We start from the raw sequence: 26,071 nt of genomic DNA on the forward strand, positions 1-26,071 counted from the left end.
CCGTCAGACGGCGATCAACACACCGAAACGGAGGTCGCCTGAAACACCCCGATCCACAGGTATTGACAATTGCTCTGTTCTTCCACGACGGACCCTTCGCGTGGAACGGACTGTTCACTTGGTACGTCCCCGTCGTCGTCTTCGGCATTTGGATCATCGCCCTCTCAATATTGATGCTCCGGGCGATCGCCCAAGAAGAGTCAGAGGAAGCCACCGAGCCCGATCCCGACGGCGCACAACTTGCTTCCATGGCCCCAGCACCCGAACGGATCAACGCATGACGGCACTGAGCGCGATCACTTCGTCACGCGCCGCACAGAAGTCGACTCGCATCCCGGGAGAAGCCGGCATCTGGGTTCTGGTCTTGGGCGACATGGCGGAGTTCGCCCTGTTCTTCGGCACATTCATGTACGTCCGCGGCCGCAATCCCGCCGCGTTCGCGGCGGGGAACTCGACCCTCAACCTCACCTACGGCGCACTGAATACCGTTCTACTACTGACCAGTTCACTCTTGGTGGCGCAGGCAGTGGCTACATCCCAGAAGGCTGAACACTCAGAGGTCGTCCGGCTGCTCAACGGAGCCTTTCTGTGTGGCGTGGGGTTCGTGGCGATCAAAGCCCTCGAGTGGTCACATCTGCTTCAAGCTGGCCATTCAATCACGTTCAGCCAGTTCTACCTCTACTACTTCATGTTCACCGGCATCCATCTGGTGCACGTCCTTATCGGACTGACCGCGTTAGGTCGGATACGCCAGACGGCTCAGCGCCCCGAACCGACACCCCACCTGCCAGCAACGATCGAGACATTCGGAATCTTCTGGCACATGGTGGATTTGCTGTGGATCGTCCTGTTCGCTTTGTTCTACCTCATCGAGTGATGCCATGAATATCGAGAAACGCCTGACCCTTACTTGGGTGGCCCTGTTGACCTTGACCTTCGGCGGCTACATCGTCGGTGTCGAACAAAACTACGGTTCCAAGACCGTAGCGGCCGCGATCATCATCGGAATCGCCATGATCAAAGTCCTTTGTGTTGCACATCATTTCATGGATGTCAGGCAGGCCAAGGCCGGACTCCGGATTCTCGTCGAGGGCTACGTCGTTGTCCTGTGCGCGGCACTGATCACCATCAACTTTACGATTCATCCGTAGACAAGCAGCTACCTTCGCCTTCGCACAGCCAACACCGCCGTGCTGTACGAAGGCGATCCCCGAGAGCTCGCTGACGCAGTCGCACAACGCTTGTCAACGATCAATCCGCTGCCGCCCCATGATCCCGATGCGACACTGCCGACACAGCCTATCGATCGTCTCCGAGGAGCTCACGGGCGTGACATTCCCGGTGTGACGTGCCGCACCGCTCTCAGACCTGCCGTTCACACGGCGGACGCGAAATCCCAACCTAGGAGGACAAACTCATGCCATCCGTTCTGGTTACCGCGGCGTTCGGCCATCAAGGCAAGCTGCTGCTGCCGAAGCTGGCCGCCGCAGGCCTGACGATCCGTGCCGCGCGCGGTACCGCCGGACGCGACGACGAACTGTTGTCGCTGGGGGCAAGTGAAGTCTTCGTCGGTGATCTCAGCGACCCCAACATCTACAGCCAAGCACTCGACGGATGCGACTCGGTGTATCACATCAGTCCTGGTGCGCACCCGCGCGAACGCGAGATGGGTTTCGCGATGATCGAGGCTGCCAAGCGCGTCGGTACCCGTCACGTGGTCTTCAGTTCGGTGATGCACACGATCATCGATATCATGCAGCACCGCTACAAGCGCGATCAGGAAGAGGCACTGATCGAGTCCGGCGTTGATTTCACCATCCTCAAGCCATGCGACTACATGATGTGGGACGTCCATGTTGCGCCGGTGATGCAGATGGGAGCGCTCCCCTGCTTCTGGACCGACACCTCGCGCAAGCACTCGTACATCGCCTTGGACGACCTCACCGACGTTGCCGTCAAAGTGCTGACCGAGGGCTCCGCACATTTCTGTGCGTCCTACGAGTTGGCCGGTCCCGACAAGATCGACCCCATCGAGATGGCCAGAATCCTGTCTCGCGTGATGGGCAAAGACATCTCAGTACTGTCCAAGAGACCCGCTGATCTACTTGAAGTACTTTGGGGCACATCAGATATCAACGGTGAGCACAAGCACGAGGCGGACATCCTGCAGTCGATCTTGCGGTGGTACTCCAAGTTTGACTTCATCGGCAACTCGAAAACGCTGGAGTGGCTCCTGGGCCGCAAGCCGACAACTTTCGAACAGTTCGCCACCAAGGCTAACGCAGACCTCTCTGCCGGCAAGCCCCTCTGATGTCGGCGCACGCGCGCTGCAGCCCGTCATCGTCACCGATGGCGCTGCTGCAGCGCGCAGCCAGTGCGCCCAATTGCCCGTTTCTGGAGATGCCACTCACGTGAATCGTCAAACAACCGCCTGGTCGCACACATGAGGGCCGCAGTCGTCCACGAGTGGGGTGGTCCGGAAGCCTTTTCCATCGAAAATGTGCCGGACCCAGTACCACAGCCCGGCGAGGTCGTCGTCGCTCTCCGTGCCGGTTCGCTGAATTGGCACGACGCCATCATCAGGCGCGGCGACCGCGATCTGCCACGGCCATGCATCTTGGGCATGGACGGCGCCGGCGTCCGGACCGATACCGGCGACGAAGTCGTGATCTACCCATGCCTGGGGTGGTCCCCAGGCGCTTCGTTTCCTGGCTCAGGACTCACCGTCATCGGCGACGAAACCGACGGCACCTACGCCGAATACATATCGGTTCCCGAGCAGAACCTCTATGCGAAACCGCCCCAGTTGTCGTGGCACGAAGCTGCGTCCCTACCCTGCGCCGCCTTGACTGCCTATCGCGCGATGTTCACTCGGACAGGCCTACGGCCGGGCGAGACGGCACTGATCCTCGGTGCGGGCAGCGGTGTGTCAACCTTTGCCATCAAGTTCGGCGCCGCGACTGGTGCACGAGTGCTGGTCACCTCGTCGACGCCCGACAAGATCGAGGCTGCACGTACGGCGGGGGCAACCGCCGGCTTTCTTTACCCGGATCCTGACTGGCCACAGCAAGTTCAGGAATTCACCTCAGGCGGTGTCGACGTCATCCTCAGCGGCGCTGGCTCGAATCTGCCTGAGGCACTGCAGTGTCTACGCACTGGAGGGCGAATATCGGTCTTCGGTTCGACCGGTGGCCGCACAGCGCTCGTCGACATACCTACCCTGTATCTCTCCCACGCATCGGTCTTCGGGGTTACTCTCGGCAGCCCTGACGATTTCCGGAGCATGTTAAACATGGTGGCCGACTACGGTATTCGGCCGACGCTCGATTCGAGCTTCGCCTTAGCCGACATCGCTGAGGCCCATCAGCTTCTTGAAACCAATGCGCACACCGGGAAGATCACATTCGGTTGTTGACGTTCGAAGCACCCACCGGACTGAAAGTCGTTGCCATGACATGGCGGTCCCGTGTCCGGCGCGTCGGGGCCTTCTGTACACGTGCTCAGCCTGGTCTTCGATATAGGGCCAGGCTGAGCAGGTCAAGTATTTGCCAGGCTATGGCCGCGTAGCGAGCGGCCCAACTGCCGCGGCGGCGGCAGTTGGCACAACCGTGGTGAATCCGAAGCTCATAGGTACACGGTCCCCAGACACACGTCAGTTACCGCTGCTGTTGCATGGCGGCTATCGCGCGATCTGTAAGGTCAGGGCTTCGCTCGGAGCCGGGTTGTTGTTGAGGTCTTCCAGGATGGCGGCCTGCGCAGCCGGGGGCAGGGTGTGCAGAATCTCGCGTACGCGCGCCTGGCGACGAGCGATCGCCTGGCGCACCGGCATACCCGGGGTGACAGCGATCTGCGGTGGCACGCCCTCGACTTCGTCGACACCACCGTGGCTGTGACCGAGTTCGATTGCCGCGGCTTCGGCTTTCGCAGTGGCTTCGTCCTTCTCTTCGGACATACCGATGGGGCCGATACGACGACCGTTGAGGAACTGCTTTACCGCCGGCTCCTCACTGGTCAGCAGCACCTCGCGGGGACCGAACATGACCAGGTGCTTGCGGTAGAGCATGCCGATGTTGTCCGGCACCGTACGCACCACATTGATGTTGTGCGTGACGATCAGAATGGTCGCGTCGATCTGGGCGTTGATGTCGATCAGCAGCTGCGACAGGTACGCCGTACGGACCGGGTCCAGACCCGAGTCCGGCTCGTCGACCAGGATGATCTTCGGGTCCAACACCAACGCCCGCGCCAAACCCGCACGCTTGCGCATACCACCGGAGATTTCGCCCGGGAACTTATGCCCATCGTTGGGCATACCCACGACGTCCAGCTTCTCCATGACGATCTTGCGGATCTCGGACTCGGACTTCTTGGTGTGCTCGCGCAGCGGGAAGGCCGTGTTGTCGTAGATGTTCATCGAACCGAACAGCGCGCCATCCTGGAACAGCACACCGAACAGGGTCCGGATCTCGTAGAGCTCCTTGGCCGAACACTGCAGAATATCCGTGCCATCGATCACGATCGAACCGCGCTCGGGACGCAGCAGACCGATCAGGGACTTCAGGAACACCGACTTACCGGTACCGGACGGGCCCAGCATGACGCTGACCTCACCGGCCGGGATCGTCAGCGTGACGTCTTCCCAGATCTTCGACGACCCAAAGGACTTGCTCAGCCCCGTTACATCGATTTCAATGCCCATGGTTTTTCGCCTTCCAACATCGATTGGCTAATTCCCGGCGCCACTGGCGGCGCCCAGATCGCTACGCGCGATTGCACGACGGGGTAACGACTTTCGGGTTCGCACCTCTGCTGATGGAATCGGGTGCACTAGTCACGCCCCATGTTCAGGACGCAATTCGAAATCAGCCGCCTCGCTGTGTGATTCGCCGCGTGGAGTAGGGGTCTGCAGCGGGGCGATACTGACCGTGTGACCGCGTGCCGGACCTGACGGGGCGTGGGGCGTGGATGTGGAGTTGTCGCAGACCGCCGCCCACAAGTAGGCCGCCAGCAGGATGGCAACCATGAGCGTGCGCAGCAGCATTACCACCGATCGGCGCAGATGTTGCTGTTCTGACTGGGGCGACCATTCTCCATGCTCAACGTAGGCGCGAGGCGTAAGTCTCTGCGCAATCGATATCGCGCAGGAGGGATACGCGCCGCGCTGCTCCATCTCCCTATTCCTCCAGATCGCTACCGGCGAAGCCGGATTCGAGATGCTTCTTCACGGCGCTGAGGTAGCGCGCCGCGTCAGCACCGTCGACAATGCGGTGGTCGTATGTGATGGACATGTAGGCGAACGGCCTGGCCTCGATGCGCAGAGCACTGTCTTCGTCGCGGATCGGCACCAGGCGCTCGACGACGGCTCCGGTTCCCAGGATGCCAGTCTGCGGCTGGTTGATGATCGGTGTGTCAAACAGGGCACCGCGGCTACCGGTGTTGGTGATGGTGAAGGTGCCGCCGCTGAGTTCGTCTGGTGTGATGGTTCCGGACCTGACCTTCTGCGCGAGGTCGGCGATGGATTGAGCGATACGCGCCAGGCTGAGGGTGTCGGCGTTCCGAATGACCGGAACCATAAGGCCTTTCGGGCTGTCCACGGCAATTCCCAGGTGGCAGGAGCTGTGATAGGTGACTTCGGTGACGTCAGCGTTGAGTGACGCGTTGAGCATCGGGTGCTCGGGCAGCGCGGCGATCGCGGCTTTTGTGAAGAACGGCAGGAAAGACAGTTTGGCACCGGTTCGTGCATGGAAGTCAGACCTGTGCGCGTTGCGGAGTTTGGCGACGGCGCTCAAGTCAACTTCGAGCACGGTCGTCAGCTGTGCAGAAACGCTGAGCGATTCGACCATGCGCGCAGCGATGGTGCGGCGGATTCGGGTCAACTTCTCCACCGGTTGTGTGCCGTTGTTCGGCGCGGCGGATTCGACGGGAAGTTGGCTCACGGCAACCGGAGCGGGTTCGGGAACAGTCGTTGGCGCGGCCTGCGGAATATCTTGGGGGACAGATGGAATCGGTGGCGCTGTCGTGACGACTGGTGCCGGTGCCGGCACCGCGATGACGGGCTGTGGTGCAGCCGCGACCGGTGGGGCCGCGGTCTCGGTGCTGATGACGGCAAGCTCGGCACCGACGGCGACGACGTCGTTCTCTTCGGCGAGGAGGCGGACGAGGATGCCGCTGCACGGTGATGGCACTTCGGTGTCCACCTTGTCGGTGGCAACCTCCAGAAGTGGCTCCTCCTCGTCGATTCGGTCGCCAGGCTGCTTGAGCCAACGGGTGACGGTGCCCTCCTCGACGCTTTCGCCCAGTGCTGGCATGTAGACGACGGTCTCGACGTCTTGCTGTGTGCTCGTCATGAATTGTTGTCTTTTCTCGTTGACCTGATGCGGTGGACTAGCGGGCGATGTCAAGGGCCGCACGGACAATGCTGTCCGTGTCTATGCCGTGGTAGCGATACACATCGTCAACGGTGCCGACCTGTCCGAACTTGGACACCCCGAGCGCGGTAGCCCGTACTTGTTGGATATTGGCCAGGAACGCCAATGTGTGCGGATGGCCGTCGAGAACGGTCACCAATGGGGTGGCACGGTCTTGGGGGAACAGCTGATCGAGAATCCATGTCTCACCGTGTGTGCGGCCTTGGCGGGCCTGCAGTGCTTCGAAGAGCAGCCCGGGACTGGTCACGCACACCACATCGGCCGGCACGCCGGCCTCGTGGAGCCGTTCCGCGGCAGCCATCGCTTCGGGGACCAGAGTGCCCATCGCGGCGATGGTGACGCGAGCAGAATCCCTGCGCAACAAGGGGTACCCGCCGGCGACGACTTGTTGACGACGGCGTTCGCGGGCAGCGGGGTCTGCGGGGACATTGGCCAATGTTTGGTCGACCGGGCGGGTGGATAGCCGTAGGTATGCCGACGTTCCGTCGGGGCGACCCAATCGGGCGATGCTGGCCAACAGTGTCCACTCGACGTCGAGCGCGAACGCGGGTTCGTAGCTGATGCATCCGGGCTGTTCGATGCCGATCGACGGGGTCTTGATCGACTGGTGTGCACCGCCTTCGGCTGCGAGTGTCACGCCGGAAGGAGTCCCGACCAGGATCGATTGGCCACCGGCGTAGATGCCGAACGACCATGGCTCCAGGGCGCGTTCGACGAACGGGTCGTACAGCACACCGATCGGGAATAGCGGTTGCCCCCAACGGCTCCAGGTCGCACCGAGCTCACCGATGAGACCCACCAGGTTTGTCTCAGCGATGCCGAGTTCCATGTGTTGCCCGCTGGGTCGCTCGTTCCAATGCATGATCGTTTCAGCGTCGTCGGCGAACCAGTTGTGGCGTTCGGCAGCTGACCAGACACCGACCTTGTTGACCCATCCGCCGAGGTTGGTCGTCGAGCTGACGTCAGGACTGACGGTAACCACCCGACTTGCCGCCTCGGGCGCCTCGCGCGTCAGATCCAGCAGCACACGTCCGAGTGCGGCCTGCGTGGTCGCCGAACCTTTCGGTGTGCGGCCGATGTCGGTAGGCACGGCCGGTGGGGTCAGCGAGGGAATCAGCTCGCGGCGCAGGCGTTCTGCGGTTGCAGCGCACAACTGGCCTTCCTCTGAATGGTCGTCGAATCGCTGCCACGGGTGCAGCGGGTCCATACCGAGAGTCGCTGCCAGCGCGGCGTATTCGTCACGACTCAACAGAGCAGAGTGGTTCTGCGGATGCCCCTCGGTCGGCAATCCATAGCCTTTGATCGTGTAGGCGATGATCACGGTTGGGCGCGTGTCATCAATCTGCTCGAACGCGTTGTTCAACGCGGCGAGGTCATGTCCACCGAGATTGCGAACGGCAGCGGACAACGTCGCGTCGTCGAGAGTCGACACCAACGCCGAGATGTCGGCACTTCCCGGGCCCTCGCCGGGCAAGCGAAGGCGGATCTCATCGGCGCTGCAGCGCAGCAACCGCTGGTATTCCGGGTTGGGCATCTGCAGGATGCGGGTCCGCAGCGCGTCACCGCCGGGTTTGGTGAACAGCGATTCGAGTAGGCGCCCGAACTTCACCGTGATGACCTGCCAGTCCGCGGCAGCGAACATGCTCTCTAGGCGGCCTGCTGCGATGTTGGGGACGACGCGGTCGAGCGACTGGCGATTCAGGTCGACGATCCACACGATCTCCCCGAGGTCGGCGATTCCTGGATCGATGATGGCTTCCCACACTGCGCCCTCGTCGAGCTCCGCGTCGCCGACCAGTGAGTACTGCCTACCGGTGCCGCCGGTGCCGTAGTGCGTGTCGACGAAGCGGCGGGCGATGGCCCCCCAGACGGGCGCGGTAGCGCCGATACCCACTGAGCCAGTGGAGTAGTCGACCGGGTCGGGGTCTTTCGACCTGCTTGGGTAGGACTGAATTCCGCCGAACTCGCGCAGGGTGGTCATGTACTTCTCGTCCAATTGCCCCAGCAAGTAGTTCAAGCTGTGCAGTACGGGCGAGGCGTGTGGTTTGACCGAGACGCGGTCCCCCGAACGCAGCTGTTCGAACCAAAGGGCCGTCATGATGGAGACCATCGAGGCGCACGACGCCTGATGTCCGCCCACCTTCAGTCCGGATGTGTTGGGCCGCACCCGGTTCGCGTGGTGGACCATCGCAGTTGCGAGCCACAACACCCGCTTCTCGACGACCTCAAGGGCACTGAGGTTCGAGGATTGTGCTGGAGAGCCAACGGAAACGATTGCATTCATGACGGCCTGCCTGTTTTGCATGCGACGCGGGAGGATTGGTAACTATCCGCCCACCTGGTTCGTGTGCCGGCAGTGGGCAGACAGCTCACCGAAGCACAACATTGAACGACATTTGATGCAAGAGAGGGCACCCGTGGTGCACAATATGCGCATCTAGGCCACGTATCACCACCTGGGAGTTGTGCAGAATGCCCACACCACACCACGTTGTCGACGACATCGACGCCAGAATCCTTCGGGCGCTGGCCGCCGACCCGAGAGCCACCGTTGTGGGTTTGGCTGAAGCGACGAAACTTGCTCGCAACACGGTGCATTCGCGTCTGACAAAGCTCGAGGCGGACGGGACGCTGCAGTCGTTCGAACGTCGAATCGACCCGGCCGCGTTGGGATTTCCGTTGACGGCGTTCATTCTGGTCGCCGTGACTCAACGCAAGCTCGGCAGCATCGCTGATGCGCTCCGAGGTGTGCCGGAAGTCGTCGAGGTGCATGGTCTTAGCGGTGTCACCGACTTGCTTGTCCACATCGTGGCCCGTGACGCTGATGATCTCTATCGCGTCGCCGGGCAGATTCTCGACATCGACGGAGTCGAGAAGACTACGACAGGACTGGCAATGCGCAGACTGGTCGACTACCGGCTGACGCCCTTGCTGGACACTATTGTCGAGCGAACGTAGTACCTGCTCAATAGCTTTCAGGTCTGCGTGGCTGCCCGCGCACAGCGGTTCCATTACAGAACCTGGTTCCAAGTCACGGCGCCCGGCGTGCCGAGAATGTCGTTGCCCCGTCGGGGGTTTGTGGCCAGTCATTAGTGACTTCGCTGGCGAATAACGGTGAGACTGGTTTCCTCCCAGGTTTTTTGAACCGGGGAGGAAACCAGCGCGCCAAACCATTAGGCGCACGCGTATCCGCCGTCGACGGTGTATTCGGCGCCGGTGCAGAAGCTGGCCTCATCGGATGCCAGGAAGGCGATGACCGCGGCAACTTCTTCAGGGCGCCCGAGTCGTGGCTGCGGCAAGGCGGCAGTCATACCGTCAAGCGCTTCGCGGGGGAAGCCGGCGAAGATCGGTGTTTCGATCAGTCCGGGGTGCACAGAGTTCACCCGGACGGAGTAGGGCGCGAGATCCAATGCGGCGCTGCGCGTCAGGCCGCGAACAGCCCACTTGGAGGCAGAGTAGGCGATGGCATCCTTGACCCCGACCAAACCAGCGGACGATGACACATTGACGATCGACCCGCCGCCGGCGGTTTTCATCGACTCGACAACCGACTGCATGCCGAGGAACACGCCGAGGGCGTTGATGTCGAAGGTCCGCTGAAACTCGTTCTGTCCGATGGCTTCGAGGCCGCCGGGGGTGAAGATGCCGGCGTTGTTGACCAGGACCGACAGAGCCCCTGATTGCGAAGTCACCTGTGCGACGGCCGCGGCCCAAGAGTCGGCGTCAGCCACATCCAGGTGGATGCCTTTGGCCTGCCCACCGAGCGCCGTGGCTGCCGCTTTGGCTCCCTGTTCGTTGAGGTCTGCGAGGTAGACCTCGGCGCCCGCGGCGGCGAGTGCCGCAGCGGCGGCGTGGCCGATTCCGCTCGCGGCGCCGGTGACCAGGGCAATCTTTCCCGCAAGTGACATTGTGTCGTTCCTTTCTAGAGGTGGCCGTCGAAGGCTTCCAGGACCGGTCGTGGGTCCATAAACTCGAGATGCTCGGTCAGTTGGCCATCGCGGAATCGCAGACGGATGAAGTAGCTGTTGCTATAAGGGGAACCCCACACAGTCTTGGCTTCCGAGCGTGCGGTGACGAAGACCAGTGCGGGATCGTCTGCTGCGCCGTGGATTTCGACATCAGTGAAACAGAACGTCTCCCATGCCTGCCACAGCGTCCCGACGCGCGTGCGGTTGGCTTCCCTACCGTGGGTGGGAGTCTCGGTCTCACCGGGCATCAGCGGCGCATGCATGCTGAAGTCTTCGTGGACGAGGCCGTACCAGTCGTCGACGGCGCCGGTGGCGAGCACGTCGAGCCAGCGGCGAGCTCTGTCGGTGTTGCTTGTCATAGCGTTGTGTGCCTTTCGATTTCTTCGTAGATATGTGCCATGAGCCTGTGGCGGCCGGGGAGCGCGCCCTTCACGGCAACCGGCGGGTTCAGCTGTAGCAGGGCCCGCCGCCTGGCGGGCTGCAGGAGGCCGGGCCCAACTGTTGCCAGCTGAGGTCTGTCCACGGCGCCGACAACCACGTCCGTGTGGGCTCGAGGACAAAACGCAGCGCCCCACGCTCGCAATAGGTTCGGCCGTCCGGCGTGGCCGCGCAGGTCGTGCCTTGGTGGGTGATCTTGCTGCGCGGTGGGAGCGGCTGTTGTGCCTGGCTGGCGGGGAATCTGACTGCGACGGACCAGTCGTAGTGGACGGCTCGGTCACCGTCGATCCACCCGATGTGGTTGGTGCCCGGCGGCGCGCCGGCGATGTCACCGGCACAGCCGAAGCTGCCTCGGCCCCAGATGCCGCAGTTTTGTCCTGTCGGCGCGATGAAGAACACTCCGCCTGGAACCACGAAATTGCCGGCGTCGAGCTGGTCGTAGTACCTGATGTCGGGGTACGGGTCGGGCGCGGCTGCCGGCGGTGCCGGGTCGGCGTGCGCGACGGTTGCCTGGGCGGGTCCCAGGATCGCGACGGCGAGCATGATTGCGAGACGACCGATCGCGGTCAGCCGTCGGCTGCGGATCGGGCGCCCAGGCGCCGGAGCATTGTCGTCAATGTGCATGTTTCGTCGTCTCCTTTCGGTCATTGTCGAGTTATGTTGTTGTGTCAGGTGATTCGCGGGGTGATGCCGTAGCAGGCGGCGTCACCGATGTCCAGGGTGTTCTGGCAGATGACTTTCCCGTGATAGATGATGCGCACCGAGACCCATCGCGTGGGCGCTGCGGTTGGCCTCCAGTCCGCGCGGACCTGGCTTCCCTGTGGTGGTTCACTGCGAACACCACGAACTGCCGCATCGATACGCCATGGGAGTGGCACCTGTTGTACCGAGACCCGGCCGGTCAGGTCCTGGTACTCGATGTTGGCGGTATGGATGTCGTCCGAGACGACCTCGTAGGTCACCGAATCATCGGCCCATGCAGTCGTTGGGCACACTAGTGCCGGCGTCCAGGCCGCGACACCGCAGGCCATCGTTGCCATGATGCGGCGCACGGACGCTCCTTCGATCGCTGCAAACCGGGACGGGAACGGAATAGTCATGTCCCGCTTCACTTCCCAACCAGGACGACTACGCCGATCGTGAAATCAGTGTCGGGCTCGTACAGGAGGCTCACGCCGTAGTCGGTGTAGGTGCAATCAGGTATGTCTTTGCGGCCCTGCAACAGAATGCCTTTGATCACATTCGACTCGTTGTGGCCGTGCGCGGCACCCTGCAACGAGGACACTTTGTCGGTATTGATGCCGAGATCCTTCACGATTGCGACCGGATGCGGATTGTCGGCGGGGACGTTCTCGGCGGTGTGATTGAGGTAGGTGTGGGTCGAACGATTGACGATGTCCGCCGCCTTTTCCACGGTGGGGTTGTAGTTCAACGCCCCGCAGGACACTCCCCCGCGTGCGGAGGCGATGACCTGTGCAATCTCGGGTGCGGGGTCGGCCGTGGCGGGTGCGGCGAGCCCCACTGCGAGTCCGATCGCCGGCACGAGTGCGGTAATCATCTTGGCGCCAAATGCTTTCCGCTCGCGGCGGGGCGGTATCACCGTCGTCGTTGAATGTGAAGCCAACACGGTGCTCTCCTGGCTAGGCTTGTCGTCGGTCTGTTTGGCTGGCGGTCGTGCCGTGGCGTTGGGCGCGTTCACCCGCAGATATGGGAGCGGTGGATCTTGCTGCCCCAGAACTGCATCAGGTGAAATGACGGCCCGGTGAACCACGTTGGCTGTCTGGCCGCGAGGCCATTGCTCAGGTTCGACATCTGTTGCCATAGGCCGTAGAACGCGTCGCCTTGATAGATCGGGTAGAACATATCGCCCGCATGGTCATAAGCCTGGGTTAGCGCCTGCGCCCGTGGTGCGAGAAAGCCAGCAGACTGCGCGACATTGGCAGCCACGATCTCGGCGTTCGGCGCCACGTCGGGCGCGTTGAAGTCGCCGTTGTGGCGTACCACGTTGTCGTTGAGGCCCTCGATCTGGTGACGCACCGTCTCGTATTGGGCGTTGTACCACTGGCACATTTCCCGTTCCGCGGTGATGTCCGCAGGGGTGACTTGCTGCTGCCACTGGTCGTACGGGAAGGGGAATTGGGGCTGCCAACTGCTAGCGACCACGTCCACCGCAGGCAACGGTTTGGGCTGGTCGTAGTGGGCGACAGGATCGTAGTCGCTGGACGTGTCGGCGCCGGCGGGGCTCGCGAGAGTTGCAGCCGCACAAAGCGCCGCGCCTGCAGCGGCCAATCTGGTTCTGCCGCGGCGGTCAAACCGGCGCACCAGTGCATTTATGCCAGAGTTTCGCATCGTGGCCTCTCGTTGGGTTCCGCCGGCGCCTAGGCGGGCGCCGGACGAGGGGAGGGTGGTCAGTAGGGCTCTACTTGCCCAGCGCCGAGTCAATTCCGCCGACATCGGTGATCTGCCAGTTGTTGCGGCTGTCGATCGTGACGCTGTATGTAGCGGTGGACTGCAGTCCTTCGGGTGCCTGCATGGTCTTGGTCAGGACGCTGACAAACGAGTCGACGGTGTAGATGCCACCGGCGTTAGACCGCACTTTCGTCGCGAGCGGCTTGGCGCTCGACTTCCACTGCAGCGGCGCCAGGACCTGCTCCATCGAGTTGGCCGCCTTGGTGAGCTTGTCCTTGAGTTCGGGGCTTGTGCCGTTGACCAGCTTGACTTTCCATGCGCTGAAGTCCTGGTAGTCCATCTGTGCGGCATTGGTCGCATAGCTCGCCGCGATGTCCTCGGCGTGTTGACGGTTGGCGGTATCTTGAGCCTGCGCGGTGAGCTGGTCGTGGGCGCCCATGTACAGCCACCCGAAGGTTCCCGCCGCGGCAGCCAAGGCCGCGATCACCACCGCGACGATGACCGCACGCACCGAGATGGAGATGCTTCGGGATTGCTTGGATTGCAAGCCTTCTGACTTCTCGTCGCCCGCAGCGTTGCCCTTGTCAATGGCGTCAGCATCGTCGGTCTCGGTGACTTCGTCGTTGTCGATCAAACTGTCGGTGTCGATGACGGACATGATGGTTTCCTTTTCAGAATGTCGGATTGGTCTTAGTGGTCGGGGATGGTGACATGCAGTGTGATCGCACCCTCCTCCGGGATACCCGATAGTGCATTCGAAAGAATCTGTGCCGTATCGAAATTCATTAGTGCTCCACCGATGCCCTGGAACTGCGGCAGCAGGGATCGGGTGATCACCTTGATGTCGCCGCCCCGGGTGTCCAGCAGATTCTGGATGCGGGCGAGGAACTTCTGGAACAGCACCATGTTCTGCGGGTTGTTCCAGCCGACGGTGTTCATCATCCCGCGATAGACGCGGCCGATGTTGACGCCGGAGGACTCAACCGGTGGGCCGATGGTGGCGAGTTTGGGTCCGACCCATCCGGCGTTCTCGAGCAGCGTTTGAAAGTTTCGCAGGACGTCCTGGCCTTTGCCGTTCATGCCTCCCACCATGTTTCGGGTAAGTAGGCTGGCCCGCTGCAGGTTGGGAAGGACCTGTCCCGGATCGGGCAGGCCGGCGTCGGCCTCGTTGACGACCCGCTTCAGCTGGTCGGGATCCATCTGGTTGAGGATGCGCACCACGGTGGTGGCCAGTTGAGAGATCGAGGGTGGCACGGTGACCGTCCTCGCATTGATGTGTTGGCCCTCGGCGAGCGTGGGTCCGCCGTCGGCGTTGGGCAGGAATCCGATGTAGGCCTCGCCCAGTGCCGATAGGTTGTCCAGTCGCACGTCGCTGTCGACCGGGATGCGCTGGTCGCCGTTGACGTAGAACTTGACGGTGGCTTCTGCCTCGTTGGTCGAGATCGCGGTCACCTTGCCGATCGCAGCTCCGCGCAGCAGAACGCTGGAGCCCACCACAAGCCCTTTGATGTCGGGAACGGCCATCGTGAGGTTGATGCGGTGCTCGGGCGGTCCCATGCGCAGACCGAACGAACCGATGTACGCCGCGGCGATGGCGATGATCGCGGCGAAGGCAGCGAAGGATGCGATGTTTTTGACTCGTCTCATGGCATGGCTCCCAGAATTCGGAGCACGTCCTGCGTCTTGTCGATCATCTCGTGACCGTCGGGGCCGGTGATGGACGTGATGTTGATGGCCGGGTTCTTGTCGACGGGGAGGAAGTCTTCGATGAACAACTTGCGCCAGGCCGCCGCTTCGCCTTCGAAGTCCCATTTACTCTGTTGCACTGCTCCGACGGCATTGGCCAGTGAATTCAGCAGTGGTACAACCCAGTAACCGCCGCTGTAGATGCTGCCGATCGACGGCAAGATGGTGCCGATGTAGCGACTGACCTGGGTTCCGCGGTTGAAACCCAACATGCCAGCTGGCGAGAACCAGTACTTGTAGGTGTCGAGGTTGCTCATCATCACGTCGGCCGTACCGGTGACGCCGTTGAGCCATTTGTCAACGGTGTCAATGTTGGTGGACAGATCCGATAGGTCGGTGGTGACGCGGCTGACCATGTTGTGCAAGTCTTCTTGCCGGGCGGGGGTCACGTGGTTGATGCCGATGATGGTGTCTTGCGCTCGTTGAATCGCTCCGCTGCCAACGAAGTTCGCCAAGTTGGCGAGCGTGTCCTCAAGTTGGGGCGGCGAGGTGGTCTGCGTGACAGGGAGCCGGCCACCGGCGTGGATCGCCGTTCCCGCTTGATCTGAGGTGGGGCGCTCTACGGCGACGTAGGTGTCGCCCAGGACCGTGGATTGCTGCAGGGTGGCCCGAGCGTTGTTGGGAACGACCACGCCGGCGTCGATGCGCGCCGTCACGTCCACATGGTCGCTCCGCAGATCGACCTTGGTCACAACACCTACGGTTGTGCCGTCCTGCACCACTTTGGCTCGTTCGGGCAAGTTCAGCACGTTGGCGAACTCGATCACCAGGTCGTATCCGTCGCTGCGGCTTCCACCCGGCTGCGGCAACGAGTTGACCGATATCGACGCGCACGCCGACATCGCGATCGCCGCCATTGAACAGGTGAGCATCAGCAGGATGCGTCGCATCATGAGTGGCTCGCTTGCTGCAGGACGTATTGCAGAAGAGCGACGTCCACGGCATAGGGCTGGCCGTTGACGTCGGCGCAGCTGCCCGGCATGGAGGCGTTCATCGCGCCGCACAGGGCCAGCCCGTTGTGGGTCGGGACCCGGAACATCGGCGGCCTGTAGGCGATGTTGAATGTGCCGAATTGCTTGGCATTGAAGTGATTCGCCGCCGTATTGATCCACCACGGAACTCCGTTGAACAGTTGCGCCAGCTCGTTGGCGTGCGGGCTGACTTTGCGGACGGTGTCACTGACCGCGTCCAGGGTGATTTGGGTTTCATCCCCAAGATGGGTCTCCAACACCCCGACTGACTCCAGCAGAGGTCCCAAGGTACCGATGCCAGGGGTGGCCTTATCGCCTGCAAGGCGTGCGGTTCCGTCGAGGGCTACCGATACGTCGCTGATCGTGCCGGTGCCGTCCAGCACGATCTCTTTGAGCGGTTCCCTGATCTCGGTAAGGGTCGTGGTGAGCGTTGCGACGTTCTGGATGATGTTGCCGATGTCGCTGATCTGTTGGTCGGGGCTGTCAAGCAAGGCCGAGGACGTGGTCAGCAATCGCCCGGCGCTTGCACCGTTGTTGTGGGCCAACTGGTCGATTCCGCGGATCGTGTCTGCGACGTTGAGTGAGCCTGTTTGGTTGACTGCGTTGAGGAAGGTATCGGCCGAACCGATCACCTCTGAGAGCGATTTCGGCGAGGCGGAGTGGTCCAGCGAAATGCATGACCCCGGGGCAAGTTTCGGACCGGCGGCGTAGTTGCCGACCAGTTCCATCGACCGGTCGGCCAGAATGGATGGGGACCGGATCACCGCTTTGACATCGCCCGGCAGATTCCGGTTCTCGGTGATCGAGAAGCTGACGCGTGAGCTTTGGGCTCCGGGTTGGATCGCGGTGACGGTGCCGATCGGATACCCCATTTGCGTGACCGGGTTGCCCACGTAGAGGCCGATGGTGTCGGGCATGAATGCGCAGTAGGTCGCGTCCGAATGCGCGGTAGATCCGCAGGACGAACTAACGGCGACCACGCCGGCGAGCACTGTCGCGTTCAGTGCGTTACGGCCGACTCGTCGAATCATGTTGGTATCCATCAGCAGCCACTTCCCGGCATCGGAATACATACGTCAGTGGAGAGCAGCTCGGGGCGTGCGTTCTGGGCGTCTAGGACGCGTTCGATCTTGTCGCGGACCCGGCGAAGCCTCGGAACGATTCTGCTGTTGTTGTCGACCCAACGCCGGACCCGGTTCTGCCACTCGCGGACCTTCTGGATGAATTCTTCGCGGCCGTTGACCCAGAATTTTGCGTACGGGATCAGGAAGTCGTCGCTGATGTCGCCCATACCTTTGAGCGCGCCGGCAAATCCCTTGCCGTACAGCACCAGCGTCTGTTCCAGGATGGAGATCTTCTGAACCAGCTCGGTGAGCTTCCCGCGGTAGTTGGTGAGCGATTCGATGTATTCGTCAGACAGATTGAGAATTTGGGAGACCTGCCCGCGTTGCTTGTCGATGGTGTCGGTGATGGCGTTGCCTGCGTTGACGACCGCGGTCAGCGTATCGACGTTGGTGCCTTTGAGCCCGGCCTGCAGCGCGTCCAGGGATTCGCGGATCGGCCGGGGGTTCACCTGCTCGGTCACCTTGGTGGTGTCGGCGAGTGTCTTCATCAGGTTGTACGGCGTCGTGACTCTCTCAACGGGTATCGCCTTCTCGCCCAACGGCTTGTCGCCGAGGGAAACCAGGTCGATGTAGTAGCCGCCGACGACGGTGAGCATGCGGACCTGGATCTGCGACTGATCGCCGATGAATGCCGACTTGTCCACTGACGCGCGGACTTTGACCCGGTCGGGCTCGATGGAGAGGCTCTCGACTTTGCCGATGGTGATTCCCGCGATGCGCATGTCGTCGCCCTGACGTACCGCGGCGGCGTCATCGGTGTAGAAGGTGATTGCCCGTTGATTCGGTGGGCTGACGTAGACGGCGGCAGCGGTGACCGCCAGGACGGCGACCATGAGTAGGGCGCCGACACCCCAGAACATCGGATTCCGGAACGATTTCATCGGTTGCATAGCACGACCCGTTGCCCGTTGAGCAGAACGTCCATCGACTCGGGAAGTTGTGCTCGTCCGCGCGAACACGGCAATGCCGCGCCCGTTTCAGCCGGCGGCTGGATATTGTCCCAGATCACGGGCACTCGCTTGAAGGCGTCGCTGTAGTTGTCAAAGACAGTGATCGCACGGTCGATTCCTTTATCTATGTCGGCTGCGCCCGGTTTGAATCCCGCGTTCTCGAGCAATTTGACTGCGGCAGAGGTGAATGCGGGACCGTACAGTTCCGATTTGCGGAATTCGTCAAGCACCGACAGCGCGGCATCGACGGGTCGGTTCAGCCAATCGATGATCTGGACGAGGTCCTTGGAGTGGCCGCCGAAGGTGTCGGCGATTGCACTGAGGTTGTTCATCAGCGTGGAGACGACCTGTTGGCGGTCGGCCACGAACTCGGTGAGCTTGTGGATGCTGTCGAGCATCGGTCCCAGGCCGTTACCGTCGCCTTGCAGGAAGGTCGCGGCGTTGTCGGTGAACTTGTCGATGTCGTTGGGGCTCAGCGTCGCCAGCACAGGCTGTAATCCGTTGAACAGGGTGGTGATGTCGAAGGACGGCTGGGTCATGCCCAGCGGTATCCGGGTAATCGCCTCACTGCTTGGCACGCGCTCGGCAGGGTTGGCGACATCGAGATAGCGCAATCCTGTCAACGCCTGGTACTTGATCGCCAACCGCGAGGACCGCACCACGGTGTAGCGGGTGTCCAGACTGAGATCGACTTCGGCGATGCTTTGGCCGGCCCTACGTACCAGGCGCAGTTCTTTGACCTTCCCCACGCGCACACCGCGCACGCGGACGTCGGCGTCCACATGCAAACCGGCTACATCAGTGAATTCCGCTGTATAGGTACGTGTTTCACTCGCGACCGGTTGCCGCAGCACGTTCGCGATCAGCACGAACACGACCGCTCCCAACAAGCTGGCGAGCACAAACCGCCACAGGGCAGCTACGGGCTTAATCACGATCCACCTCCCATTGCAGCGACCGGAGCCTGAACGCCGGGCAACTGATCGAGCACGATGTGCACCTGCAGTGCCCGCTGCTCGGGCGACCCGCCGTAGAGCTTCTCGAACCGTGTTCGTAGCTCAACCAGCATGTCTCTGACGCCGACGGGGGTCACCAATCCTGGAACGGTGTCGGTCAGCGTTTGGATGAGGTTGACCGCTGGCAGCAGATCGCTGGTGTGTGAGGACAGCAGCTTGCCTACTGCCCCGAAGAACGAGTTGGCCATCACTTCCAAGGTGGCGATGGCGTGCTCGTTCCAGTATTTGTCCGAAACGGGTTGCCCTGGTACGGGAATCATGTCTTGGCCGGGCAGCGCGTCTTTGCCTGAGACGTTGAACACGACGTATCCCGCGCCTTCGTTGAAGTTGTAGCCCGCCACTGTGGCGTGTTGGACGAATCCGGGGAAGGCGGCGCTGATTCCGGTGGTGTTGCGCAGCAGTTGTTCGGTGCTGACGGTCTGGACTTTCGTCACCGATTGGGCTGTGGTGACCATCGACTCGATGAGCGGATTGAGTCCGTCGGTGTAGCGGGTTGCCCGGTTGATAACGCTGACCAGTTTGGGTGTGATGACGCCGTCGGTGATGGCGCCCATGCGTGACAGCAGTGCCTGCAGGGTGAAGTTTCCGGTCGGCGTGGTCGTGATCTGGGTGCCGTTGCGCAGCGGTTGACCGTTCTGGCCGGCAACCAGGTTGATGCCGGTGACACCGAAGTAGTTCGCGGGCCGGAAGTCCACGCCCAAGGTGTCGGTGAGGTGCGCCGTCGGGGCGGTATCGAGGTCGGCGTTGAGCCGGACGTTGCCGTTGGCCATGCTGGACACCGAGGTGACCTTGCCGACGGTCACGCCGTGCATCAGCATTGGCGATCCCATGGCGACGCCCTCGCCGACGTAGGGCAGGTCCATGACCACGGAGATGTGACTGGTTTGTTTCTTGCCGAAAGGTCGCGCGACGATCACGAAACACACTGCGGCCAAGCTCAATAGGACTGCGATGCCGATGATGGTCAGTCGGCGCGCTTCGGCTTGCGCCGACATACGAAATAGCACGGCTGCTCACCTAACCTTTGAAGACGAATTGGGGGCGCAGACCCCACAGCATGATGGTGGTTGCCAGGTCCAGGACCATGATGGTCACCAGGCTGGCCCGGATTGCCCGGCCCGAGGCCTGACCAACCCCGACCGGTCCGCCTGAGGCGAAATATCCGTAGTAGCAATGGATCAGCGTGACTGCGGTGCAGTAGATGATGGCTTTGGTCAGCGAGGCGGCGATGTCGGCCGGGGTGAGGAACTCCACGAAATAGTGGTTGTAGGTACCGCCGGGCTGGCTGTAGAAGATGCGGATGACCGTGTCGGAGGTGATGAAGCTGACGACCAGGGTCAGCAGGAAACCTGGTACGACGCACATCAATCCGCCAACGACTCGGGTGCCGACGACGAACGGGATGGATCGCAACCCCATTGCTTCGGTGGCATCGATTTCGTCGGCGATGCGCATCGATCCGATTTCGGCGGTCATGCGGCATCCGGCTTGGGACGCGAATGCCACACCTGCCACGAGCGGCGCCATTTCACGGACGTTGCCCCACCCGCCGATGATGCCGGCCAGCGCGCCGAGCCCGATCAGGTTGAGTGTCGCGAATGCCTCGATGGCGACGATAGCGCCGACGGTGATGCCCAGGACGGCGAGCACGCTGATGACACCGCCGTCGACGATGACCGACCCGCGTCCCCACGCCAGGTTGTTCATAACCTGCAGCGTCTCGCGTCGGTATTTGCGCACCGTGATCGGCAACAGCCAGACCGTTTGAGCGATGAACGTTGCCCACTGACCGGCGGTCTGAAATGGGCTCTGCAGCCGCCGAAATGCGGCAGTGCGGGCACCGAATAGCTTCGAGGGCACCAGAGCGCGGTGCTGTGATGGGGCTGCCACTATGCCACCGCCATCGGGAAGAACATGGTCTGCAGCTGGGTGATGGCCAGATTGACGATGACGATCAACAGAACGTTGAGCACCACCGACGCATTCACCGCATCGGCGACGCCGCGCGGTCCACCTTTAGCTTCCATCCCGCGCTGACAGGAAATCACCGCGACGATCGCGGCAAAGAAGAAGCCCTTGCCGAGGGTGAACCAGAGGTCGACCATCTTGGCGAAAGACCCGAACGACAGCCAGAAGCTTCCCGGCGTGACGCCGTTGACCTCGGTTGCGATGACGAAGGCCGCACCGACACCCATCGCGATGACGATGACCACCAGGATCGGTGTGATCAGCAGCAACGCCAGGAAGCGGGGTACGACCAACCGCCGGACCGGGTCGATACCCAGGGTCCGCAGTGCGTCGAGTTCCTCGCGGATCGCCCTAGCACCGAAGTCAGACGCGATGGCCGAGGCGGCGGCACCGCCCATGAGCAGGCCTGCGGTCACCGGCGCGCCCTGACGCAGGACCGCCACACCGGTTGCGGACCCAACCAGGGAGTTGGCGCCGACCTCATTGACTAGTCCCGACAGCTGCACGGCGACCATCGCGCCGAACGGAATTGCCATGAGAACCGCTGGCAGCGCAGTCACTTTGAGCAGCGTCCACGCTTGCACGATCAGTTCCCCGAACGGCAACTTCATCGTAATCGCGTCTGTTACAGCATATTTCATCACTTGTCCGGCCAGAATGACGCCGCGGCCGGTGGTGCCGGCGCTGCGCACCGGAATCGCAGCGAGCTTCGAGAGTGTCTTGCCCGCACCGGCCTTCGCCGACGCCAGCGCCCCGCCGGGGCGATCAACGGGGTCCTGACCGCCGTTCATTCCATCGCGCGCCGTCGGCGCCTGCTCGTCATCGAGCTCGGTAAGCAAGGCCCGCTGCATGGTCATCGCGGTGCCCCAGAGGGCCGCGGAAAACTGGGCGTCATTGCCGTGTCCTTTGTTGGTGAGTGGGTGGGCATGGTCGGTGACTGCGGGCTCGGCGTTGCGGCGGCCACGCGTATGTCACCTACGCGGCTGCGGCCGTAACCTCACCGCATCTGGCCAGAACGGCGTTTGCTTGCACTGCGCCACAAGGCCAGCCCCTTGCTCTGTTGGCTAAGCCGACCGGATGCAGTGGCCAGGCCGTTGCGGGTCGCGTCACAACCACTGGGCGAACCGGCATCGGTCTCCTTCGGGCTGCAACGTGTGGTGGGTCACATCCTAACCACAACGTTGATCTGGAATCAATGACCGAAAGTCGAGATTGTGCGAAATCGGGCGACAACGGGATCGGATTCACGGTCGGCAGGGTCATCGATTCGTTCGTAACCAGCGCCGGAAAATGCCCACTACGTGCACATTTTCGACCGTTTGCCCATCCACTAATAGGACATCATTTTCTTGACATGAAGTCAATGAACGGGTAGAGAAGAGCCCTGAAGGTGGCGGCACAACGTCGTGCCTCACCCGGCCCCACCAGCGGCACGCGGTCCTGCGCGCCACTGGTGGACACCCCAAGCACAGGCGAGTTAGCCGAAATACCGATATTGATCCGATGCTGGAGATCGACATGACGCAACTACAGACCCGCGAAACCGTCAGCGCCGCAAACACGTTGGCTCTGATCGTGCGTTCCAGGGAACTCGTTGCCGATGATTGCCTGGCCCTGGTGCTGGAAAAGGCTGACGGCGCCGCACTTCCGCCATGGCAGGCTGGCGCTCACATCGATCTGGTCCTCGGAAACGGACTCACCCGCCAGTACTCGCTGTGCGGCGATCCCGACGACACAACGCAGTGGCGCTTGGGCATCCTGCGCGAGCAGGCGGGACGGGGCGGTTCGGCGTACCTGCATGACGTGGTCGACGAGGGCTGCCAACTGGTTGCACAGGGCCCGCGCAATCATTTCCCCTTGGAGCCTGCCGACAGCTACCTGTTCGTCGCGGGCGGCATCGGGATCACCCCGATCCTGCCGATGATCCGGGCCGCAGAGGCCTCCCACACGCCGTGGCGGCTTCTCTACGGCGGCCGCCGGCAATCCTCGATGGCGTTCGTCGAGGAGCTCAAGCGATACGGCGACCGTGTCCAGTTCAGAACGCAGGAAGAACACGGACTGCTCGATCTCGCCGGATTCCTCGCGTCCGCGGACCCGAATGCGACCGCGTATTGCTGTGGACCGGAATCTCTGATCGCGGCCATGGAGGACACCTGCGGTGAAGCGGACGTGCCGCTGCACGTGGAACGCTTCGCCGCCCGACCGATCGACGACACCGCAGTCGATACGGCCTTCGAGGTGGAATGCGCTGAATCCGGTGTCACGCTTATGGTTCCAGCCGGTTCGTCAATTCTCGACGTCGTTCGCGACGCCGGCATTGACGTGCTCAGTTCGTGCTCGGAAGGCACCTGCGGAACTTGCGAGGTCGATATCGTCTCAGGGGTTCCCGATCACCGCGACTCAGTGCTGACCCCGGAGGAACGCAAGGCCGGCGAGTCGATGATGATCTGCGTATCACGTTGCATCGGAAAGCGTCTGGTTCTCGACCTCTGACGGTGGCGCCAACCCCCGCCTAACCGCAAGCGCGCACGGCAGACCAGGTACCCACCCAAGACTGGTTTGACCCGCCACCGTGCGACGTGGCGCGACGCAGAGCCCGCCTCGCGGACCTGTGCACCTCACGACTTGGCGTCGTAAAGAGGTACGGACTGCATCGCGACGGCGAAGCTCGAAAAATCCCCTCGGCCGCGGCCATACGAAGGCTGGCCGGCGCGGTGCGCCTGGCCAGATCCAACTGGGGAGGCAACTTACGGTCGGCCGAGCCAGCTGCACACATGGCCTGAGTGACACCATCCACCACGCCCTCGACCTAATATGCACAGTTGTGGATAGCGCCTACGCGAAACATGGACGTGCCCAAAAGCATTTGGCAGAGTTACAGGCCTCTGTCGAGAGTTATCGGTCCGCTGACTTGAGCAAAGAAATCTCTTATGTGGTCACCTACCCCTTCGGCGACACCGACGAGCGCGCGGTACTGACCCTCCGCGTCAGCCTTCGCGCCCCGTCCGAGTGGAGCCTCATCATGGGTGACATCTTGACCAACCTGCGGGCCGCCCACGACCACGCGGTCTACGGTCATGCGATGAGCCGCGCGGCTCAGAACTCCGTGACCCTGACCTCCAGCCAGCGCGACAGTCTGTACCACCCCATGGCCAAATCGAGCGCCGAATGGCAGCCCAAGCGCGCGGCTCTTCAGGCCCTTGTCGATCCCGCTGTGTTGGCGGTGATCGAGAACAACCAGCCGTTCAACGGGAACGGCGACGTGAACTGGCACGGCCTGACCATCCTCGGCGTGTTGGTCAACCGAGACAAACACAAAGCGGTGCATGAGATTCCGATCAACGTCGCGTCACTGGCGCTCGGCGACAACAATCTCGACATCATCAGCGAAGGAGCGATGACGGTCCTCGCAGATCACTCGGTCGAGAAGGAGATCACCATTCGCCGGCGACAACGCAGAGCCGACGGGGTGACCCGCCACAGCATCGGATCTATGGCGCTGAGCGCAGAGTTCCTGGAGCAAATCGACATACCAAACACCGGTCAGCGGAGGTCATTCATTGACGTGATGGAGAAGCTGACGACGCAAACAGGCGGGTATCTCGACGAATTGAAAGCTGCTGGCTGCTGACCAGGGCGGGGTCTATACGCCTGCGCGACGAGGCGCACTGAGCCGCCTGACGTTACTCAGCGCGCCAATCATGTTGCTAGTAAGGACTTATCGCGTTCTCGAGCTTGCCGACAGCTAAGCGCGCCGACTCGACGCATCCGCTCTGGCCTGCTCCCATCCGCGGGCGCGCCCCATCACCGACGTTCCACACGTTCGGGATCGGCGTTTCATTCGGCCAGTCGCGTCCGGGAATGGCGCGTTGTCCGGGCCAGTCACCTGTGCAGACCTCGACGGACAGTATCCGCGCATCGGCAAGTTGCGGGAACTCGGCGATGCCCTCCTGCTTGAGCAGTTCCACTTCCGCGTCGACGTCGAACCCGATGCTGGCAGGGTGCGGGGTGCTCGTCACGCAGTACAGATGCTTTCCGGCGGGCGCCAGACTCGGCGACGGCCCACTCATATAGGACGCGTACGCCAATCGCTCGGTGAATCCAAAGAAAACAAGGGTTTTCAGATTTGGGATGGGTTTGGAGGTAGCAAAATTGATGGTGATCAGTGTGCCGGGATAGTTGTCGCGGCGCAGAGCCTCCACGTAGCCGTCGGGCCATGCAGTTGCAGGTACCAGGCCACCGGTTGCCACGGGCCCGACATTGCTGATGACGCTTCGGGTTTGGACCGTCTGTGATCCGCCGCCCTTGTGCTCGACGGTCACCAAATCCGCCATGCCGTCAGCGTTGACGCCGATGCCGGTGACCGCCGCGTTCAGCCAGATCTGGCCGCCGCTGCGCTCGATGTAGCCGGCCAGGTCCTTCCAGGGGCCGATCCCGCCATCGGGATGCGACCCGTAGATGTTCATGCCGCCCTTCTTCGTCAGGTAGTCGAAGAACACCTGGGCTGATACATCTGTTGGTTCGGCCGCAAACATCGCGCTGGTCAGGTTCCGGATCAGCTTCATCGTTCGGCCTGATGCACCCATGCCGGTGAGCCACTGTTCAAGGGTCAGGTCTTGGCTTGGCCGGAACCATCCAAATTTTCGCGATGCTCCGCCCAGTGCAGCAATCACGATCTTGTTGATCACGAAGCCGGTGGGTCCGCTCATCATGGGCAGGTCGTACTTGCCCAGGCGGAGAACGAGCGGGACTTTCTGCTTGCGCGCGCGGATCGGTACGCCGACCTCATCGAACAGGTCTTTATTGGCTCCTGCGATCTCAAAGATCTGGGCGCCGGTGTTGACGGCGAATCCGTCGATGTCCACGGTGGAGGCGCGTCCTCCCACCTGTGGTTCTCGTTCCACGACGAGCGTTCGGTAGCCACGTTTGACCAGATATGCCGCGGCGGCCATGCCGCCCGCACCCGCACCGATAACTGGCTCTTCACAGATGAGGGTGTAGAGGTGGTTGGCGCGTCGTTGCCGGGATAGAGGTCGAGGTCTCTCGAAAATGA

26 protein-coding genes and 2 pseudogenes are annotated in these 26,071 nt (G+C 62.2%); 9 read left to right on the forward strand and 19 right to left on the reverse strand.

Going from position 1 to position 26,071, the window contains the following annotated elements:
* From ACJH6J_RS27440 to ACJH6J_RS27465, 6 genes and pseudogenes are all read left to right on the forward strand, one after another.
* Positions 1-281, forward strand: a pseudogene (locus ACJH6J_RS27440) (hypothetical protein); the annotation flags it as partial.
* Entirely contained in the window at positions 278-877 is a 600-nt protein-coding gene (locus ACJH6J_RS27445; protein ID WP_406804830.1) for a cytochrome c oxidase subunit 3, read from the forward strand. The pseudogene ACJH6J_RS27440 and the gene ACJH6J_RS27445, both read left to right, overlap by 4 nt.
* A gap of 4 nt (positions 878-881) precedes the next feature.
* Positions 882-1,151 (forward strand): cytochrome C oxidase subunit IV family protein, encoded by a 270-nt coding sequence (locus ACJH6J_RS27450; RefSeq protein ID WP_406804831.1) that lies wholly within the window; start codon positions 882-884, stop codon positions 1,149-1,151.
* Positions 1,152-1,175: 24 nt separating this feature from the next.
* Positions 1,176-1,316: pseudogene (locus tag ACJH6J_RS27455) on the forward strand (aldehyde dehydrogenase); the annotation flags it as partial.
* 101 nt (positions 1,317-1,417) lie between these two features.
* A complete protein-coding gene (locus tag ACJH6J_RS27460; protein WP_406804832.1) occupies positions 1,418-2,311 on the forward strand; it encodes an SDR family oxidoreductase in 894 nt (297 codons plus the stop codon).
* 132 nt (positions 2,312-2,443) lie between these two features.
* Positions 2,444-3,415, forward strand: coding sequence for a zinc-binding alcohol dehydrogenase family protein (locus ACJH6J_RS27465; protein WP_406804833.1), 972 nt, complete (start codon positions 2,444-2,446; stop codon positions 3,413-3,415).
* Between the two features lie 264 nt (positions 3,416-3,679).
* Here ACJH6J_RS27465 and ACJH6J_RS27470 read toward each other — a convergent pair whose 3' ends face one another.
* The 3 genes from ACJH6J_RS27470 to ACJH6J_RS27480 form a co-directional block, all read right to left on the reverse strand.
* A complete protein-coding gene (locus ACJH6J_RS27470; protein WP_406804834.1) occupies positions 3,680-4,699 on the reverse strand; it encodes an ABC transporter ATP-binding protein in 1,020 nt (339 codons plus the stop codon).
* 475 nt (positions 4,700-5,174) lie between these two features.
* Positions 5,175-6,347, reverse strand: coding sequence for a 2-oxo acid dehydrogenase subunit E2 (locus ACJH6J_RS27475; protein ID WP_406804835.1), 1,173 nt, complete (start codon positions 6,345-6,347; stop codon positions 5,175-5,177).
* A 37-nt stretch (positions 6,348-6,384) separates the two neighbouring features.
* The gene (locus tag ACJH6J_RS27480; RefSeq protein WP_406804836.1) at positions 6,385-8,712 is read right to left on the reverse strand and encodes a transketolase-like TK C-terminal-containing protein; all 2,328 of its coding nucleotides are present in this window, start codon (positions 8,710-8,712) and stop codon (positions 6,385-6,387) included.
* 188 nt (positions 8,713-8,900) lie between these two features.
* On the opposite strand from ACJH6J_RS27480, the gene ACJH6J_RS27485 reads away from it, so the two are divergent.
* On the forward strand, positions 8,901-9,386 hold the full coding sequence (locus ACJH6J_RS27485) for an Lrp/AsnC family transcriptional regulator (protein ID WP_406804837.1): 486 nt from the start codon (positions 8,901-8,903) through the stop codon (positions 9,384-9,386).
* 215 nt (positions 9,387-9,601) lie between these two features.
* Here ACJH6J_RS27485 and ACJH6J_RS27490 read toward each other — a convergent pair whose 3' ends face one another.
* The 15 genes from ACJH6J_RS27490 to ACJH6J_RS27560 all read right to left on the reverse strand — a co-directional run bounded on the left by ACJH6J_RS27490 (position 9,602) and on the right by ACJH6J_RS27560 (position 21,875).
* The gene (locus ACJH6J_RS27490) at positions 9,602-10,336 is read right to left on the reverse strand and encodes a glucose 1-dehydrogenase (RefSeq protein WP_406804838.1); all 735 of its coding nucleotides are present in this window, start codon (positions 10,334-10,336) and stop codon (positions 9,602-9,604) included.
* Positions 10,337-10,350: 14 nt separating this feature from the next.
* The gene (locus tag ACJH6J_RS27495; protein WP_406804839.1) at positions 10,351-10,755 is read right to left on the reverse strand and encodes a nuclear transport factor 2 family protein; all 405 of its coding nucleotides are present in this window, start codon (positions 10,753-10,755) and stop codon (positions 10,351-10,353) included.
* 88 nt (positions 10,756-10,843) lie between these two features.
* A complete protein-coding gene (locus ACJH6J_RS27500) occupies positions 10,844-11,377 on the reverse strand; it encodes a hypothetical protein (RefSeq protein ID WP_406804850.1) in 534 nt (177 codons plus the stop codon).
* 125 nt (positions 11,378-11,502) lie between these two features.
* Entirely contained in the window at positions 11,503-11,874 is a 372-nt protein-coding gene (locus tag ACJH6J_RS27505; protein ID WP_406804851.1) for a hypothetical protein, read from the reverse strand.
* A gap of 68 nt (positions 11,875-11,942) precedes the next feature.
* A complete protein-coding gene (locus ACJH6J_RS27510) occupies positions 11,943-12,533 on the reverse strand; it encodes a hypothetical protein (protein ID WP_406804840.1) in 591 nt (196 codons plus the stop codon).
* Complete coding sequence (locus ACJH6J_RS27515) at positions 12,530-13,123, reverse strand: hypothetical protein (protein WP_406804852.1); 594 nt, start codon at positions 13,121-13,123, stop codon at positions 12,530-12,532. Before ACJH6J_RS27515 ends, ACJH6J_RS27510 begins: the two co-directional genes overlap by 4 nt.
* A 130-nt stretch (positions 13,124-13,253) precedes the next feature.
* Positions 13,254-13,901 carry a hypothetical protein gene (locus tag ACJH6J_RS27520; protein WP_406804841.1) on the reverse strand — a complete coding sequence of 216 codons (648 nt, stop codon included), beginning with the start codon at positions 13,899-13,901 and terminating at the stop codon, positions 13,254-13,256.
* A 32-nt stretch (positions 13,902-13,933) separates the two neighbouring features.
* Complete coding sequence (locus ACJH6J_RS27525) at positions 13,934-14,890, reverse strand: MlaD family protein (RefSeq protein WP_406804842.1); 957 nt, start codon at positions 14,888-14,890, stop codon at positions 13,934-13,936.
* Positions 14,887-15,861 carry an MlaD family protein gene (locus ACJH6J_RS27530; RefSeq protein ID WP_406804853.1) on the reverse strand — a complete coding sequence of 325 codons (975 nt, stop codon included), beginning with the start codon at positions 15,859-15,861 and terminating at the stop codon, positions 14,887-14,889. Before ACJH6J_RS27530 ends, ACJH6J_RS27525 begins: the two co-directional genes overlap by 4 nt.
* 17 nt (positions 15,862-15,878) lie before the next feature.
* Positions 15,879-17,033, reverse strand: a complete 1,155-nt coding sequence (locus tag ACJH6J_RS27535; RefSeq protein ID WP_406804843.1) for an MlaD family protein — start codon at positions 17,031-17,033, stop codon at positions 15,879-15,881.
* Positions 17,003-17,965 carry an MlaD family protein gene (locus ACJH6J_RS27540; RefSeq protein WP_406804844.1) on the reverse strand — a complete coding sequence of 321 codons (963 nt, stop codon included), beginning with the start codon at positions 17,963-17,965 and terminating at the stop codon, positions 17,003-17,005. Before ACJH6J_RS27540 ends, ACJH6J_RS27535 begins: the two co-directional genes overlap by 31 nt.
* Complete coding sequence (locus ACJH6J_RS27545) at positions 17,962-18,969, reverse strand: MlaD family protein (protein ID WP_406804845.1); 1,008 nt, start codon at positions 18,967-18,969, stop codon at positions 17,962-17,964. The genes ACJH6J_RS27540 and ACJH6J_RS27545 overlap by 4 nt, the downstream gene beginning before the upstream one ends.
* Positions 18,966-20,045 carry an MlaD family protein gene (locus ACJH6J_RS27550; RefSeq protein WP_406804846.1) on the reverse strand — a complete coding sequence of 360 codons (1,080 nt, stop codon included), beginning with the start codon at positions 20,043-20,045 and terminating at the stop codon, positions 18,966-18,968. The genes ACJH6J_RS27545 and ACJH6J_RS27550 overlap by 4 nt, the downstream gene beginning before the upstream one ends.
* Positions 20,046-20,067: 22 nt before the next feature.
* Positions 20,068-20,910, reverse strand: coding sequence for an MlaE family ABC transporter permease (locus ACJH6J_RS27555; RefSeq protein WP_406804847.1), 843 nt, complete (start codon positions 20,908-20,910; stop codon positions 20,068-20,070).
* A 29-nt stretch (positions 20,911-20,939) separates the two neighbouring features.
* Positions 20,940-21,875 (reverse strand): ABC transporter permease, encoded by a 936-nt coding sequence (locus ACJH6J_RS27560; protein WP_406804848.1) that lies wholly within the window; start codon positions 21,873-21,875, stop codon positions 20,940-20,942.
* A gap of 661 nt (positions 21,876-22,536) precedes the next feature.
* On the opposite strand from ACJH6J_RS27560, the gene ACJH6J_RS27565 reads away from it, so the two are divergent.
* Positions 22,537-23,511 carry a PDR/VanB family oxidoreductase gene (locus ACJH6J_RS27565; RefSeq protein ID WP_406804854.1) on the forward strand — a complete coding sequence of 325 codons (975 nt, stop codon included), beginning with the start codon at positions 22,537-22,539 and terminating at the stop codon, positions 23,509-23,511.
* A 331-nt stretch (positions 23,512-23,842) separates the two neighbouring features.
* The gene (locus tag ACJH6J_RS27570) at positions 23,843-24,649 is read left to right on the forward strand and encodes a hypothetical protein (protein ID WP_406804849.1); all 807 of its coding nucleotides are present in this window, start codon (positions 23,843-23,845) and stop codon (positions 24,647-24,649) included.
* A gap of 76 nt (positions 24,650-24,725) precedes the next feature.
* On the opposite strand, the gene ACJH6J_RS27575 is transcribed toward ACJH6J_RS27570, so the two are convergent.
* Positions 24,726-25,970, reverse strand: a complete 1,245-nt coding sequence (locus ACJH6J_RS27575; RefSeq protein WP_406804855.1) for a phytoene desaturase family protein — start codon at positions 25,968-25,970, stop codon at positions 24,726-24,728.
* Positions 25,971-26,071: the final 101 nt, after the last annotated feature.

This window comes from Mycobacterium sp. SMC-18 (assembly GCF_045310895.1).
Lineage (GTDB): Bacteria > Actinomycetota > Actinomycetes > Mycobacteriales > Mycobacteriaceae > Mycobacterium.